A 15,844-nucleotide genomic window follows, 5' to 3' on the forward strand; every position below is an offset into this window, starting at 1 on the left:
ACTATGCGATCTCTATTCCTCAGCCTTCTGCTCACTGGAGGGTTTTGTCCTTTCAGTGAGGCAGAGGATAACAACGAAACCAACCGTTCCACTATAGTGACGATCCTTCACACTTGTGATTTTCATGGTCGGCATATTCCTTTTGCTGTCGTTCCCGAAGACGCCACTTCACAAACTGGCAACCCTCAACAACCGGACAACCGGTTTCAGGGGGCAGGACGGATTGGCGGATTTGAAGCTTTAGCCGCAGCGGTTGAACGGATTCGGGAAAAGCGAGGCGAACAGAACGTCCTGCTTCTCCACGCAGGCGACACCTTTAGCGATGACCTGTTAGGAAATCTCACAAAGGGCGAAGCCATCATTCATATGATGAACGCTGTGGGCTACGACTATATGGCTCTCGGCAACCATGATTTTGATTACGGCATCAAACAAACTCGCCACCTTCAACAACTCGCCACCTTCCCTATGCGGGGAGCAAATATTGTTGAGGAAAAGACCAAACAGCCTGCTTTGGGAACGCCATTCAAAATATTTCTAGTAGACAATGTGAAAGTCGCAGTCTTGGCAATCGGCTATCACAACACTCATCAGACGACCGCACCGAAGAACATCCAAGGACTTCGGTTCACAAGTGGCATCGCTGCCGCTCACCGCTACATCCCCAAACTTCGCCGAGAAGCCGATGTGGTCGTTGTACTATCTCACCAAGGTACAGCGGTGGACAAAGTGCTGGCTGAAGAAGTTGACGGAATCGATCTGATCGTGGGCGGACATTCTCACGACCGCCTGCATCCGGCCATCACTATTAATAAAACCAAAATTGTCCAAGCCATGTCGGACACAGCAGCTCTTGGTGAAGTTCGCATCAGCCTTGTCGATAGAAGGATCACGAAGATCGAAGACGAGATTCATTTGCTTTGGGAACGGGACTTTTCACACCCAAAGATGGCAATGCTGATTGCTGAGCTTCGCCAACCGCATCAAGAGGAGCTAGAAGAGGTCATCGGAACAGCGAAAACCCCGATCCCTAGACAGTACAAGTACGAGAGTCCGTTTGATGTGTTTGTCGCCGACTTACTTCGTCAGCAGACAAAAGCTGATATCGCCTTGCTACCTGGTGTCGGGTACGGGGTCACATTGCCTCAAGGAAAGGTGACTCGTGAAGACCTTTACACGCTGTTACCTCATCCTGTCAAAGTCGCTACATTTCGACTCAAGGGCCGACAGATTCAAAACCTAGTAGAGCAATCCGCAACGAATCTATCTGCCGAGAATCCGTTGGATCGTGTGGGCGGACTCATCCAGACATCAGGAATGACATGGACGATTGACTCCACCCGCGCAAAAGGAAACCGGATTCGTGATATGCGAATCAAAGGAGTTCCGTTGGTCAGGAACAAGTCCTATCAAGTCGTCTCGCACAGCGGCATGTTAAACGGCATTCATCGTTACGGCGAAATGCGAAAAGCGGAAGACGTTCACATTAGTGATGAAAAAGTTGTAGACATTGTAGAACGCCACTTCCAAAGATCTGACTCGATTTCCGCTCCCCGACCGTCACACATCAAACGGATTCCAAACCCGGACTAACCTATGACTACCTATTGTCTGGTGTAAAAACAATTGAAGCCGTAACTGCTTTGCCGAAGAAGGAACCGACAATGCAAAGACAAGACTATAGGATTCTAACCTTGCTGGTTTTCAGCTTACTAGCTTTTGGAGCATCCGTCCTGCTGCATTCGGCAGAGAATAGGAAGAGTGATAATTGGACGCCACAAACTTCACTCCCACCTGGCGAACTAGGCAAGGTCGTTGCTCTCGGCAAAGAGATTGTCGAGAACACCGGCGAACATCCTCTTTCGAAGCCTTATGTCAACAACGCTCTGACTTGTAGCTCATGCCATCTGGATGCCGGGACTGACCCAAAGGCGGCAACATTTCTCGACATCGCCTCGGCTTATCCGGCATGGTCCCCTCGTGAGAAGCGAGTGATCACCCTCGAAGATCGGGTTTTGAATTGTTTTATGCGGAGTATGAATGGTGTGCGACCTCCCAACGGAAGCAAGGTGTCGGTTGCAGTAACGGCCTACATCACTTGGCTATCTGGTGGCAGTCGTATCCGTATGAATCCCGAAAAGCCTCTTGGCCCACGTCATGTTCCGCCACTCAAACTTGATCCAAAGCAGGCCGACCTCAAACGGGGCAAGACATTGTACGCCGAAAAATGTGCGGATTGTCATGGCGAAAGTGGACAAGGCACGGATGAAGGTCCACCGACTTGGGGACCACAATCCTACAACGACGGTGCTGGGCTGACTCGTAACGAAAAACTGGCAGCCTGGCTGAAGGTCGCCATGCCGCTCGGCGACCCTAGCCTCTCCGAGCAAGAGGCTTTAGACATCGCGGCTTTCGTCAACTCACACGAGCGACCGAAATTTGTTCTCGAAGAACATCTGCCCAAAGCCGAAAAACGGGGCGAATACAACGCAGAACCTCGGTAGACCTACAACAAATCATTCCTTTCCCGAATTGGAGGAACTTCCGCATGAAACGCTTTTTGACTGCGACCTCCTGGTCGCCGTACGTCGTCGGAGCTGGGATCGGCGTCCTCAGTTGGTTCGCCTTTCTCACTGCCGACCATCCGTTAGGAATTACTACAGCAATTGAGCATACGGCGGCTCTCACCGAAAAAGCGGTGGCTCCTACGATTGCCGAAACCAATAGCTACTTCGAGAAAGAATCGCCCAAAATCGGCTGGGAGTGGATGCTGGTTCTTGGCGTCTTCATCGGAGCCTTCGTCAGTTCCAAATCCTCAGGGGATCGAAATGATCCCGCAGTCCCGCTCCTTTGGCAAAAACGCTTTGGTTCATCCAAGGGCAAACGTTATACGGCGGCTTTCCTGGGAGGAGCTTTGATGCTGTTCGGCGCTCGGATGGCTCAGGGTTGCACTAGCGGTCACGGAATCAGCGGCACACTGCAATTGGCCGCATCAAGCTGGCTATTTACGATCATCATTTTTGCCACCGGAATCGCTACCGCATTTGTCCTCTATGGTCGAAAGGGAGCAAGCCATGTTTGACCCCATCTGGAAACTCGCACTGGGATTGTTCACCGGCATCCTCTTTGGGGTGCTGCTTCAAAAAGGCCGTGTGGCCAAGTATCAGGTGATCCTCGGCCAGTTCTTGCTCAAGGATTGGACTGTCGTGAAGATCATGGGGACTGCCGTGGTTGTGGGAGCCGTCGGTATCTATGCCCTCTTGCCGACTGATGCTGTTTCACTGCATCTCAAGCCGTTGGCCTGGGGCGGAATTATCTTGGGTGGTCTTTGTTTCGGCATTGGAATGGCAGTCCTCGGTTACTGCCCAGGAACCGGAATCGCTGCTTGCGGTGAAGGCCGGAAAGATGCCGTCGTCGGTGTCGTCGGGATGTTGTTCGGAGCGGGCATTTATGTCGCTGCATATCCGCCGCTCAAGGCGTTCACTGAGCAGTTCGGCAATGCAGGGAAGATCACGCTGCCGGAAATTACCGACACCAATCCCTGGTTATGGATCGTTGGTTTAATCGCGGTAGCGCTGGTGGCCATCATCTCCAAGAAAAACTGGCAATCACCGATCTCAACTGAGGGGTTCAAGACGCGGAAAACAACTTGATAAGAGTGGCTGTAGGTATTGAAGAAAAAGATAGCCAGTTCTGGCCCAATTGCTGTTGGGCGGGAGGCTGTGTGCGGAAACGATTGGCGAATTGAGTGGGCTGCCAAAATGGTGCAACAGCTTCCTGTTCAATGCTCGTCGTGGCTCGCACCGTGGTAGCCTGGATGAATGACCGAACTTCTACGGGTGCTTTTCCTCAACCTTCTGGAATAGCCGTTGCAATTCCGATGGCTCAGCCGGCTTGACCAGATGGTAGTCGAAGCCGGCGTCCGTGGTCCGTCGCTTGTCTTCCTCCTGTCCCCAACCGGTCAGAGCGATCAACAAGATATGGGTGCCCCATGGCTGCTGTCGGATGTGCTGGGCTGCCTCGTATCCGTTCATTTTCGGCATCCCAATGTCCATGAGAATGACATCGGGCAGATATTCGGCGGCAACCTCGACGGCTTCCCGGCCATCGTTGGCGATCCGAACTTCGCTGCCAAGCATCTTGACAACGAGACTCAGCATTTCTGCAGCCGCCTTGTTGTCATCGACCACGAGAACTCGCCGCTTCGACTTAACGTTCTGCTGTTTGGCGGCCTCGTCGGTCTGGTGATCTTTGTCTGGCATTTCGATCAGAATCGGCAACCGCACAACAAACTCACTGCCCCGATGCTCTCCCTCGCTGAACACTTCGATTTTGCCGCTATGCATCTCGACAAGCGATTTCACTAACGTCAGCCCAATGCCCAAGCCGGTGTAGCCTCGCTCCATCGGCCGTTCAATTTGGGCGAACATATCGAATATCGCGTTCTTCATCTCAGCTGGAATCCCGATTCCCGTGTCTTTCACAGAAATCCGGACATCGTTGCCCTGCCTTTCGACCGTAAGCCAAATCTGGCCTCCTTCAGGAGTGTACTTCGCCGCATTGTTGAGCAGGTTCGAAAGCACCTGCGACAAGCGGTGAGGATCGGCATGCAGGTCGAGCGGATCGTGCGGCAGCTTCACGGAAAGGGAATGATTCGCTTCGTCAATAAACGGCTGGGAAGCTTCCACACTACTCTGCACGATTTCGTCGAGCTTGACTCGGCACTTTCGCAGTTCGAGCTTGCCCCGGGTGATACGAGAAACTTCCAGTAAATCGTCCACCAGTGTGATCAGCTGCAGCGTTTGCCGCTCCATGGTGCTGCGGACTTGCTCGATCAATTGCGGATTGTGACGCTCTCGCTTGAGAACCTCTAGGCCCATGCGGATCGGAGCCAGCGGATTGCGAAGTTCATGGGCGAGGGTCGCCAAGAATTCATCTTTGCGACGATCGGCCTCAGACAGTTTGGCAGCAATCTCCCGCAGTCGCTCCTGCGTCTCGCGTTGCTCAGAGATATCTGTGTTCGTGCCAAACCAGAAACGAATTTGGTTTTGACTGTCGCGTAGCGGATTGATTCGGGTCAGAAACGGTCGGAACTGCCCGTCCACGCCCTTGAGCGGAAACACCATGTCGAACGGTTCGCCGCTGGTAATGGAACTTTTCCACCGCTCCAGCACCGCTGGCAAGACGTCCGGATCACTCACGGACTGCCAACCCCAGCCCTCCATCTCTTCGGGGGATGTGCCCGTGTATTCATGCCAACGGCGGTTATACCAGAAGACGTGTCCATCCGGTCGGGCCATCCATGCCAACTGGGGGATCGTATCCGCCATCAGACGGAACTTTTCTTCGCTCTCTCGCAGTTGCTCTTCGGCCTGCTTGCGTTCAGTCAGGTCAAGCATCGAACCAACCATGCGAAGCGGTGTTCCCTCCGGATCATAGACGATTGTGCCCCGGTCGAACACGTCGGCGTGGCTACCATCGGCTCGCCGATAGCGATACTCGTCGTGCCAAACTGTTTCACCATTATCGATTGCGGCGTGGATGTCCTGAACGATGCGATCACGGTCTTCGGGGTGAATATGTTCGTACCACCACTCGATATCTTTACCGATCTGCTCCGGTGCGTAGCCGAAGCGAGCTTGCAAGCCCTCATTCCAAACGACTTCGTTGGTCACCAGGTTCCAATCCCAGATCGCATCGTTAGCGGCTTGACCAATTAACCGATAGCGAAGCTCACTTTCCCGGAGGGCGGCTTCGGTCTGCTTGCGATCGAGATACTGAGCAATCGCCTCCCCCAGCGGGCGAAGATCGGCCATGACGATCTCCGAAAGTTGTCGCCGGGCAAACATCGCCAACACGCCGACTACCTTATCTCCGATGAGCAACGGGTAGCCGGCAAAGCCAATCATGCCTTCTCGCTTGGCCCATTCCGGGTCGCTGATATTCGGATCGTTCGGAACATCGTTTGTCAGCAGCGGCTCTCTGTGCTGAGCGATTCGCCCAATCTTGAACTTCCCAACCGGAACCCGACTATGAGGACCGTTCAAGTGCGTGTACTGTCCGGCACTCGCTCGCAGTTCCAAGACGTCATCAGCTTCAGCCAGCGTCCAAATGCGAACGAAGGCCATATCGAGATGTCGCACGAGTGCCTCGCTACAGCGTTGGAGCACATCTCGAAGAGGGTCGGTGGTCGCCAGTGCCGTGCTGACGTCCGCTCGCATTGCCATTAGGCGGGCCTGTTCAGCCAACTCGTTTTCCGTTCGTCGTCGCTCGGTCACATCCCGAAACACGAGTACACAGCCGACGACATCGCCGTCTTTGCGGATTGGAGCGGCGCTGTCGTCGATCGGACATTCCGTTCCGTCTTTGGCGATCAAGATGGTGTGATTCGCCAAGCCCACGATCACACCGTCTCGCAGTGATCTGGTCGCGGGATTTTCGACAGTTTCTCGGTTGTATTCATTGACGATGCGAAAGACGGATTCCAATGGCTTCCCGTTTGCATCCTCCGCTGTCCATCCGGTCAACTCCTCAGCCACGCTGTTCATGGTCGTGATCCGTGCCTGCGGATCGGTGACGATCACGGCATCGCCGATACTTGCCAGAGTCACCCGTAGCAACTCGGCGTGTTCCCGTTCTCGACGTAGGTCCGCGAGTTCTTTGAGGATTGACTGTGTCGTCTCGTCCGATTGGTGATCACGCAACACACATTCCGCCAGGGCTTCATGGACTGAAAGCAACTGTTGAATGTCGTCTTCCTGCTTGAGTTCGGGATGTACCTGCGTCCAAAAGTGGGCGGTGCGGACGAAAGCCAGAAAGACAAGGAGATGCTGCAGCGTAGCCCCATCGAATGCAATCCGCAGGGCCTCCAGACTTCGCGGAGCGTCCGCCGTTTGCAGAAACACGTGCGTCGCACAGGCAAAGACCGATTCTTCCGCCTCTGACTCAGAGTCGGGCGGAGCGATGGCCGATTCGATTCTCTCTAGCTCCTCGATGTAGGGTGTCAGCAACTCACCCTCAGGGAGCGGACGACGGATCAACCGCACCACTTTCTCGAGTGACTCCGGCGAAGCCAGCCTGTCTCCTGACGGTTGACCCAAGCCGATCAGAAAGCCCACGTGCCGGGCAATGCAGTAGCGAACCTCGCAGAATCGGGAAAGATAGACGAACAGCCGCTCCTTGAACAATGGTGGTAGCGGGTTGTCGAGATAGCCGAATTTGGCGAACCCCCACAGGTTTGTGGTGACCTCGGGCGCCTCCGGTGCCAACCGAAAAAAATTGGGAAGGACACCGAAGCGCTCGGCCACCTCATCCTGAAGGGCGGTTGGCTCTGAGGCTGACTTCGGTTGCTTGTCCATACGCCAAATGACCTATTCGTCTAAAACCACCCATGACCGCATCGATAGGACGCAACGCGAATCCTCTCGCCAAGTCGCGTCGCTGACCGCTGCCATGGAGAATTCGTCGATGTCCTTCCGCAGTGTAACGTCTGGGCAGATGAGCGTCAGCCAAGCGCTTCGACAATACCTTGCGACATGGCATTTGAAGTAGTTCTGTCGACAGCCACTTCAAGACCCACGAAGTTCGATATCTCGTGCACGGCGACGAATAAATGCTTCAACCGGCATTCAATTGCCAGATCGTGAAGTTCAATACGCTGGCAAAGCTGACCCATGCCAAATACGGCACCATCAACCAGCCGGCGATTTTCGAGGACCTGAAGAACGCCACTGTCGTTGCCACAATCGCCAGCCACAGAATCACGATTTCCACGCAGGCCCAGCCAGGCTGATGCATTGCAAAGAAAATCCAGGACCAAGCGACATTGAGACCGAGTTGTACGGCGAACAGCGTCAATGGTAACACCGCCGCTCGGAAGCCTGCAGGTTTCCAAACGATCCACGCCGCGACTCCCATCATCATATACAATGTGGTCCAGACTGGCCCGAAGACAAAATCGGGAGGATTCCAGGCCGGCTTGGCGATCGTCCTGTACCAGCCGTTAATCTCCGTTGTCGTCGCAATAGCTCCTAAGGCACCGGCACCGAGACAGACGCCGATCCAAACCACAAGGCCAATCCCAAGCGTCCTGTTCGTCATTGATGGCGGCGGTGCATTTCTTCGGTTGTTGCCCAGTTCCAAATCAGTCGAAATGTCGTCACTTCCTTTGCGATCGTGTCTCGTTGGATTGACACGCCATTCCCACGGTCCTTGGCCCGGCTATCAATGTTACCTTGAAGATCACTAGACCTCAAAGCACGAACGAGCAACCGTTCATCAAGATGTCAGCGAAGATGTTTGGAACAAATCTTCTCGCCAGCCAGCGTCGACTCTTCTCTCACGCCGCTGGAGGAAATTCTCCACGCAGATTCGGTACAAATCCGCAACCGTGCGAATCGAAGGCTAAATCGCCTTTTTCTCAACCCAACGGATGAGAGAATCGTATGGCGGAGAATAGTGCTGGCCATCGATACAAACCCAATTCAAGACCAGCGTATATGTCAGATTCGTGTCGGATTTCGAAGTGGCATGAAAAAAGGACTCACGTCGATTTGACGTAAGTCCTTTGATTGCAAAGTACCGGAGGGGGGACTCGAACCCCCACATGGTTTACCCATACTGGATTTTGAATCCAGCGCGTCCAGTATTGCTCACACATTGCTATGGCATAGATTCATGCCATAAAACCAACAGGATGAAGCGATTAAGGCGTAATCGGTGTGGTTGGATATCGCTGTGGTGTGGCTCGTATGTTGCCAATACTGTTACCAATTTGTTACCATCTGCGAGGTGAGTTCCTGACATAGATTTGGTAGCAGACACATGGCGAGTTTAGTGAAAGTCGGTGACGTTTATCACTGCAGCTTCCGTTTTGGCGGAACGCAGTTCAAACCAAGCCTAGACGTAAAGAATCGGCGAGAGGCAGAAAATCAACTCGCTCAGATCGAAGAAACGATTCGCCTACTAAAAACGGGCCGCTTGGCGATACCAGCGGGTGCCTCCCGTGAAGAGACGCGTTTGTTCATCTGCTCGGGCGGCAAACTGACCGAAAAGCCGATCGTTACGGAATCGTACACACTGTGTGCGGTGATTGACGCCTATTTCGAGGCCAGCAGCAGTGACAAGGAATCATCAACAGTTGCCGGTGAGAGAATCCATACCACTCATTTCCTCAGACTACTGGGCGAGAATACTCCCTTAGACCGCATCAATACCGATGTGTTGCGAGAATATGCGGCAAAACGGCAGAAAGAGCCAGGACAGAACGGAAAAACGGTTTCCCCGCGTACTGTCGAGAAAGAGTTCCGAACCTGGAGTCAAATTTGGAAGTTTGCGGTTGAGCAACAGATTGTGACTGGTGAAAGCCCGCACAAAGCCGTTCGCTTGGCACGTTCCGACCAGCCGCTGCCATTCAAATCTTGGACAGAGATTGAACTCATCATCAAGCGCGGGAACCTCACGAAGGAGCAGCAGAAAGCCTATTGGGACTGCCTTTTCTTGGATGAAGATCAGGTTTTGGAACTTCTACAGTTTTTTCAGGCCAACGCGCGGCATCCGTTCATTCACCCAGCAGTCGCAATCGCTGCCTTTACCGGTGCCCGGCGGTCAGAAATTATCCGCTCTGAAATCGAGGACTGGGATTTCGAAAGGGCATTTGTTCGACTGCGAGGTCGCAAGGATTCAAGAACACATCGAACGACCCAACGTGAAGTGTTCATGCACCCTAGACTACGTGAAATCATGGAAGCGTGGTTTAACGGCCCGCATCCGGGAGGTCGTTACAGTATCGCAGTGATGGACAATGGCGAACCAAGGCCGATAACCGAGAGCCAAGCCCACCACCATTTCAAAACCACACTTTCTGGCAGCAAGTGGGAGGTGATTCGTGGCTGGCACGTTTTGAGGCACTCATTTTGCTCCAACTGTGCTCGGAGGGGTGTTTCCGACCCAATCATTGACCGATGGATGGGCCACCAAGGAAACGAAGCGGTCAAGCAACGCTATCGCCACTTCTTCACCTCCGACCAGCAGGATTACATGAATCGGCTCTTTGCGTAAACTCGTACCCGATCCTCAATCTCGCTTCTTGCAACGAATTCAGTCTCCGTCTACGCCTTTCCCCCCCCATGGGAGTTCGCGATCGTTGTGCGGCTTGGGTAAATCAAGCGTCAGAATGAATGATCGCCAGAAATCTTCGCCCCTGCTTGCAGCATCGCAGCGTTTCAAGCAGGACCCAATATCTACGATTGGTCAGCATCCTCTCCACATTTTTCCATTGCTGCTGTTCTCTCCTGAATTGCGATCCGGGCAGATTCCACAACTGCGTTTACAATCTGACGTTCTTCTGCGACTTCCACCTGGCTGGCCAAATCGCTCATCGAAGCGACCACTTCCTCAGCATCGTTCGAGAAGAATGCAAAAAAGATCTTTGGATCAATTGTCCACGGCTCCCGAAGAATTCCTGAGTCCCGTGCCGCAACTAAACTGGCGATCCCAACAGCAATCACGGCAATTTCTCGACGCAATGCGTCGAGAAGGACTGGAGATAACCACGTCCAAGCCGGAATATCGCCAGTTCCCTCAGGGTTGTGATTACCAAAATCGAATACAAGTTGTGAGAACACATACGGGTGTTGTGAACAAATTACCTTTCCCAGTGCTTCACCGCTGGAAAGAGCCGCTTGTAGTGAACGAATCTCATGCTCTCGGACCGCATCGAGGTCCTCCACTTGCAAAATCGAATATTGGCCTGAACAGTAAAAATGCCACAAGCTGTTTACCAGATTGAGGCTGACGGATGCTGCCTCAGTAATTCGTGCTTCTAGCCAAGTACGGTTCTCTGGTCGGGGAGGTACTCGCCGGTTAGCAAACCGCCAAGTCGCAACAAAGCCTTGCGAATTGTGTGACGCCGCCGCTCCATGTTCTTGCAGGACTCGACTCAGCACATGCTCACAAACTTGCAGGATTCGGTCGGGTTGGTCGGCAAGAAGCCTCCCTGCCAACTGTTCCCAGATGTCACTGAACCGGGACGAAAAGGTCAGGCTGGTAATTAACTCAGCTTCGGCACTCGGATTCTCCATCCACTGCCGAGTCTGCCGAATTATCTGTTGATCTCGAACATCGTTCTCATCAATCACTTCGTTAATGGCTCGTAGCCAGTACCGCTCCTGGTGGACAGCCGAGTATACGAGGGCAGCACACCGAGCTGGGAAGCAAGATCGGCCTCGAAGCGATACGTCCCGTTCAAAACACGGGTCAGTTCCTCGGCGGCTTCGTAGCGGAAGGCATCACTAATGACGACAAAGGTTTTCCGTCGATCGGATTCCTTCAGTCGAGGTCGGATTTGCTTCTCGAAGAATTGCTGCTGGTTGGGAATTTTGTCGATTTTCCAATTCGCCAGTAGTCCGGCATTCACGAACTTGCCCCAGGCGAGCGACATCTGCGTGATGTACCAATTGACATAAGCGGCTTCGATCCGCTCCCGCAGGTTCTTCAGTACGTCGAAGCTGTGGGCCTCGGCGGTGTCGGCAGCTTCGCAGAAGTGCCGGTACAACTGGTCGAAGCGGAACAGGTCGTTCTCATAGGCTCGGTACATGGCCGAGGCGGAATCGAAGTCGAAGCCGTCCTGGTGTCGATTCTTCAGGTCGAAAAAATCCGCCGCCGCCACAAGGGCGTCGTAAACACCCCGGAGTGCTTTTCGAGGAATATGCGGTGCCCCTTGAACGCTCGGCGATACCCAATGGGCATTGCTGCGAACAACCGCAATGTCGTAGACCGATTCGGCGTTGATTGTGTCTGTTGTTGATTCCACACGATCTCGCAAGCAACGACAGATTGCCTTCTCGACATCGAAGAACGTGTTCACGCCAAGCAGCGCGTCGATGTCCAGATCATGCAGGTACCGGCGTGCGAACAAATCATCTTCACGGTGGTCGTTGCGGCATCACGAACGTTTCTTGTCGCCAGAGCCAATCTCGACAGCTGGCGTCTTGGCGACCAACAGATTGACTACGTTGATATTTCATTGACTCCAACTCCATTTGAAATGCGCGTAGGTGGTCGGGACATGCCCCGGAAAATAACCCGGAGGGTTACCGATTGCCTCGACGCCATGTTTAAGCAAGAATTCGATGAACGCTGACGGCCCGAGTCGGAACAGGGAATCGGAACGTCAGATTGCAAGGCGACGCTGCAGTTCTTTGGCCGAAACCAGTTGTGATGCAAAGGCCTGACGAAGATTCGTTTCTTTACATCAATCAATGCTAATGTGATCAGGTCACTGAAGTGTCGCAACCTGTTGCTGACAAATAGCTTACAAAGGGAATGGCTCCGGTTGTCCGGAAGGCGCGATTCCACGGACTTATGAGATTGAGCGACGCGGCAGGCGCAATCTCGCAGTGCAGAAAATGGTAGCTAGTCATGAGTTCCAATTCCCGTTGTGAGCATCTCTTACACTAGGGTATTTCCCGCTCAAGCAGTTTTTTGGGGTCGGTTTCTGAGAATTTCTGCGAAATAAATCACACATTTTCGTCAAACCGTGTTGGCTGATCTTCCTAAAGCAATTCCTGCAAATGGCTAAAAGAAAATGGGCCGCAGCAACCTTATCAACGAGATCATCGGTAGACAGGAAAGGCCTGAGTCGCGGACGGAGTGTCCTTCGAAAACTGGCTCCCGATGTACCCGAACCGATACAATTCTCAGGGGCAACCAGCTCGGTACTACCGCTTGAACAGGCGAGTGGGCCATTTGAAGAGATCGGGATGCGACGTCCTCATTGGGTGGCGAATAGGCTGGGTTGGTGAAGCTCACCCGACCTAGCTGGATTGTGCCCGTTTGAGCACTCTCCAGGCGGCCGTAGCGGTCCATGGGAGGCTGCGGGACGTCGTGTGACCATTTGCGTTCAGATGGTCAGCGATGGCCTGATGCGAGGCTCCTTCGGCCCGCAATCGCTGCATCAACGGCAAGAGAAAAGCGTAGTCCTCGTGGGCCTTTCGCGAGCGTTGTTCGGCGGCGACCTTCGTGGCCGCTCGCCATCCCCGCTTGTGTTCTCGCCCATCCCAATGTCCCGGCCGTGCGGACCCAAGCTTGACACCCCGCTTCTTGGCGGCAGCCAGGGCGGCTTTCGTGCGCTCGCTGATGCGGTGAGCCTCGTCCTCGGCCACCGCTGCCAGAACATGGATCGTCAGCTTGTGAGCTGTCGGATTGTCGCAGGCGACGAAATCAACGCCGGACTCCAGAAGGGCCGAAAGGAACGCTACGTTCCGGGCGAGACGATCCAGTTTTGCGACTACCAACGTGGCTTTGCCGAGACGCGCTTGACCGATAGCGCTTGCTAAAGCGGGGCGATCTTTGCGTTTGCCAGACTCCACCTCGGTATAGGTGTTGACAATCTCAGCCCCGTGCCGTTTAGCAAATTCCTCGACCGCGTGTTGCTGTCCTTCGAGCCCTAGTCCCGATTTCCCCTGGCCTCTCGTGGAAACTCGATAGTAGGCGATGATCTTCATTTGCAGTGTATACACGCGCTTGGCCTTTAGAGTGATTTTCCCAATATTACACCATCATTGACGACCGTCGATGGTAATGTAATATTGGGTCAGACATTCTCTCGTTGCGGATTGTCAACATGCCCGAGGATGCCGATTATCCCTAGCCGAAAACCATCCCAACCAAATGTCACGATCCGGAATCGTGAAAAACAACCTCATCAATCCAATTCGTGACCAGGATCGCTATCACCTGCAAAAAGAGTTATAGCAATGGGCGATGGAGGGGGAGGAGGGTCAAATCCGCCCGAAAAGGCGACCGGCGTCCCGCTTCATTCTTCGAGGCTCTTCTGACTATCGAAAGACGGTGTCAGAATGGTCTGCCGCGTCAGCGGCCTGAGTGAGGAACCCGTCTTTATCAGATTCGAGTCGACAATTTGAAAGCGGGATGAGTCAGCGGGGGATGGCCTCACCAGGATTGAGTTCAGGACGCCGTTGTCGGCAATCGAGTCCGTCAACTCCAGGTATTCGAGACATCCCTTGTCGATCATCCTCAGTAGAGCGATCGGTGGATCGAGATCAGACAACCGCAGTGTTGCGGCGGTCATGGATTTGCCTTCGATCCTCGTTCGGTGTCACTTCCCTACACCCTACTAGAGTGCGTTTTAAGCCAAAATATAGTGAAAAAATCGGCCAAACGGGAATTTTTCCGGGATTGGTGGTTTTCGGGGGTTTTCAGGCGGGGTGACGGAAAGGTAACCAGGTGACGATTCCGGGGGTCGGCCACATACTGCGCTATAGTAACCCTTATTCCTAACGTCACGAAATTTCAAAACACGTAATACATTCGGTAATAGTGGGTAATGGCGCGGAGGCCACTATCGTCACCTTGTCAAGCCCAAAATGGCCATTTATTTTGGAAAAAATTCCCATTCTAAGGATTTTTTCACTATATTTCGTCTTAAAACGCTCTCTAGTAGGTTGTGCAGGTAACTTTTCTTACCTCGAACTTTACCTATTTGGAGAAAAGATGGCGACAGTTTCAGAGGTGTTGCATAAGTTCCTGCTTATGCAACAGGCAAATCACAACTCCCCGGACCTCTTGGAGAGGATGAAACCGGGTATGGAAGTCCAAATCAACGTGTCCGCCGGGGACGAAGAATTGGTCCGAGGCGCGAGTAGTCGAATGCATGCTTTGCCAATTTCAGAACATCCATGTTTGCCCCCCCGCAAACATTTACTAGGTCGCACACTCTTTATTGTAACTCTAGGAATCCTGTTAAAGGATTGCTGAGTCATTAAGCGTCGCCAGAAGCGAACTGATATATGCAGCGACGATCACCTTTCGCCAAATGCTCAATGACCACTACGCTGACTCCGTCGCCCAATGCCTTCCTCAGGAGGTCTGATTCGACTTCCCAGAGCAGCGGAAACGCCACACAAGCTGTGTAGAGCGGTGAGTGGTACTCGACTAGTTGGTAGTCACCATCCACGGTCTTCCATTCAGTGACGTGTCCTTCGGCGTCTCGAACCGTCGCCAAGGCACGGAGCCGTCGCTCCAGTCCGACTTCTCCGTCAAGTTTCTTAGTGTATTTCTCAATCTGATGATCCCCCCATTGGGAAACTAGAACATCGACTCCCCGCTTGCCCAATTGCCGTTCGATCGAACTTAGCAACCAAACTGCCAGTTCCGCATGACGGTCCCCAAACTTCGAGTGACCGGCTGGCGTCAAGGTCCACCGACGCTGGGGACGGCCGATCGGTTGTGGCTCGGTGAATGTCTCGACTTCGCCAGTTGCTTCTAGCTTGCCGAACTGTTGCCTGGCGGCTTCGCGCGTGATGCCTAACGCATTGCCAGTCTCAGTGGCGGACATCGGCCCGTTCTTCTTCAGCAACACACGAATCTGGTCGGCAGTTGCCAACTTTTGCAAGTTTTTGTTTGACACTAGCCCCTCCATGGCGCATTCTTTTGCCAGCGAATGCTTGCACAATACCGGTTCAGTTCATTTCAAGCAAGCCGAAACAACATCTGAGAGAGAGCAACACATGACGAATGAATTTACTGGCAGCATCCATTTTTCTTCCGAAGCTTTGATGTTCAGCGGCGAGCACGAGGCTTACTACCGGGAAATCAAAGGAAAAATCCGCACGATAAAGGAGAATGACAAACAGCAAGCGGTAGGTACAATTGGTGGCGTGCTTGTGCTGACGGATGACGCAGTCACCGACGAGATGGACTTGATGCATATCTGTGATGCTCATTCAGCGGGATTGCTCGAAGCTTATTTCGCGATCTTTGAGTAGCAGGCGATCGATCGGGATGAGTTGGAGATCGAACCCGGTTGGCGTAATTTTCTATA

At 53.3% G+C, this 15,844-nt stretch carries 13 protein-coding genes; 6 read left to right on the forward strand and 7 right to left on the reverse strand.

Going from position 1 to position 15,844, the window contains the following annotated elements; translation table 11 throughout:
• Positions 1-96: 96 nt before the first annotated feature.
• The 4 genes from AC5DDB_RS26785 (at position 97) to AC5DDB_RS26800 (ending at position 3,653) form a co-directional block, all read left to right on the forward strand.
• Positions 97-1,593 carry a bifunctional metallophosphatase/5'-nucleotidase gene (locus tag AC5DDB_RS26785; RefSeq protein WP_491742837.1) on the forward strand — a complete coding sequence of 499 codons (1,497 nt, stop codon included), beginning with the start codon at positions 97-99 and terminating at the stop codon, positions 1,591-1,593.
• A 101-nt stretch (positions 1,594-1,694) separates the two neighbouring features.
• Positions 1,695-2,504: a c-type cytochrome gene (locus tag AC5DDB_RS26790; protein WP_491742838.1), complete on the forward strand. Its 810-nt coding sequence runs from the start codon at positions 1,695-1,697 to the stop codon at positions 2,502-2,504.
• Between the two features lie 44 nt (positions 2,505-2,548).
• A complete protein-coding gene (locus AC5DDB_RS26795) occupies positions 2,549-3,082 on the forward strand; it encodes a YeeE/YedE thiosulfate transporter family protein (RefSeq protein ID WP_491742839.1) in 534 nt (177 codons plus the stop codon).
• Positions 3,075-3,653, forward strand: a complete 579-nt coding sequence (locus tag AC5DDB_RS26800) for a YeeE/YedE thiosulfate transporter family protein (RefSeq protein WP_491742840.1) — start codon at positions 3,075-3,077, stop codon at positions 3,651-3,653. The genes AC5DDB_RS26795 and AC5DDB_RS26800 overlap by 8 nt, the downstream gene beginning before the upstream one ends.
• A gap of 180 nt (positions 3,654-3,833) precedes the next feature.
• Here the strand turns inward: AC5DDB_RS26800 and AC5DDB_RS26805 are convergent, their stop codons facing one another.
• Both AC5DDB_RS26805 and AC5DDB_RS26810 read right to left on the reverse strand, forming a co-directional pair.
• Positions 3,834-7,358, reverse strand: coding sequence for a hybrid sensor histidine kinase/response regulator (locus AC5DDB_RS26805; RefSeq protein WP_491742841.1), 3,525 nt, complete (start codon positions 7,356-7,358; stop codon positions 3,834-3,836).
• Positions 7,359-7,617: 259 nt separating this feature from the next.
• Positions 7,618-8,100 carry a TspO/MBR family protein gene (locus tag AC5DDB_RS26810; RefSeq protein ID WP_491742842.1) on the reverse strand — a complete coding sequence of 161 codons (483 nt, stop codon included), beginning with the start codon at positions 8,098-8,100 and terminating at the stop codon, positions 7,618-7,620.
• A gap of 723 nt (positions 8,101-8,823) precedes the next feature.
• Between AC5DDB_RS26810 and AC5DDB_RS26815 the strand changes: the two genes are divergently transcribed.
• A complete protein-coding gene (locus AC5DDB_RS26815) occupies positions 8,824-10,059 on the forward strand; it encodes a tyrosine-type recombinase/integrase (protein ID WP_491742843.1) in 1,236 nt (411 codons plus the stop codon).
• Between the two features lie 182 nt (positions 10,060-10,241).
• Here the strand turns inward: AC5DDB_RS26815 and AC5DDB_RS26820 are convergent, their stop codons facing one another.
• From AC5DDB_RS26820 to AC5DDB_RS26840, 5 genes are all read right to left on the reverse strand, one after another.
• The gene (locus AC5DDB_RS26820; RefSeq protein ID WP_491742844.1) at positions 10,242-11,081 is read right to left on the reverse strand and encodes a hypothetical protein; all 840 of its coding nucleotides are present in this window, start codon (positions 11,079-11,081) and stop codon (positions 10,242-10,244) included.
• Positions 11,082-11,134: 53 nt separating this feature from the next.
• A complete protein-coding gene (locus tag AC5DDB_RS26825; protein WP_491742845.1) occupies positions 11,135-11,917 on the reverse strand; it encodes a PglZ domain-containing protein in 783 nt (260 codons plus the stop codon).
• Between the two features lie 898 nt (positions 11,918-12,815).
• Complete coding sequence (locus AC5DDB_RS26830) at positions 12,816-13,520, reverse strand: recombinase family protein (protein WP_491742846.1); 705 nt, start codon at positions 13,518-13,520, stop codon at positions 12,816-12,818.
• A 296-nt stretch (positions 13,521-13,816) separates the two neighbouring features.
• On the reverse strand, positions 13,817-14,092 hold the full coding sequence (locus tag AC5DDB_RS26835; RefSeq protein ID WP_491742847.1) for a ParB N-terminal domain-containing protein: 276 nt from the start codon (positions 14,090-14,092) through the stop codon (positions 13,817-13,819).
• A gap of 690 nt (positions 14,093-14,782) precedes the next feature.
• Positions 14,783-15,430 (reverse strand): helix-turn-helix transcriptional regulator, encoded by a 648-nt coding sequence (locus AC5DDB_RS26840; RefSeq protein WP_491742848.1) that lies wholly within the window; start codon positions 15,428-15,430, stop codon positions 14,783-14,785.
• A gap of 100 nt (positions 15,431-15,530) precedes the next feature.
• Here AC5DDB_RS26840 and AC5DDB_RS26845 point away from each other — a divergent pair, with 100 nt between their 5' ends.
• On the forward strand, positions 15,531-15,788 hold the full coding sequence (locus tag AC5DDB_RS26845; protein ID WP_491742849.1) for a hypothetical protein: 258 nt from the start codon (positions 15,531-15,533) through the stop codon (positions 15,786-15,788).
• Positions 15,789-15,844: the final 56 nt, after the last annotated feature.

Source organism: Thalassoroseus sp. (assembly GCF_984380535.1).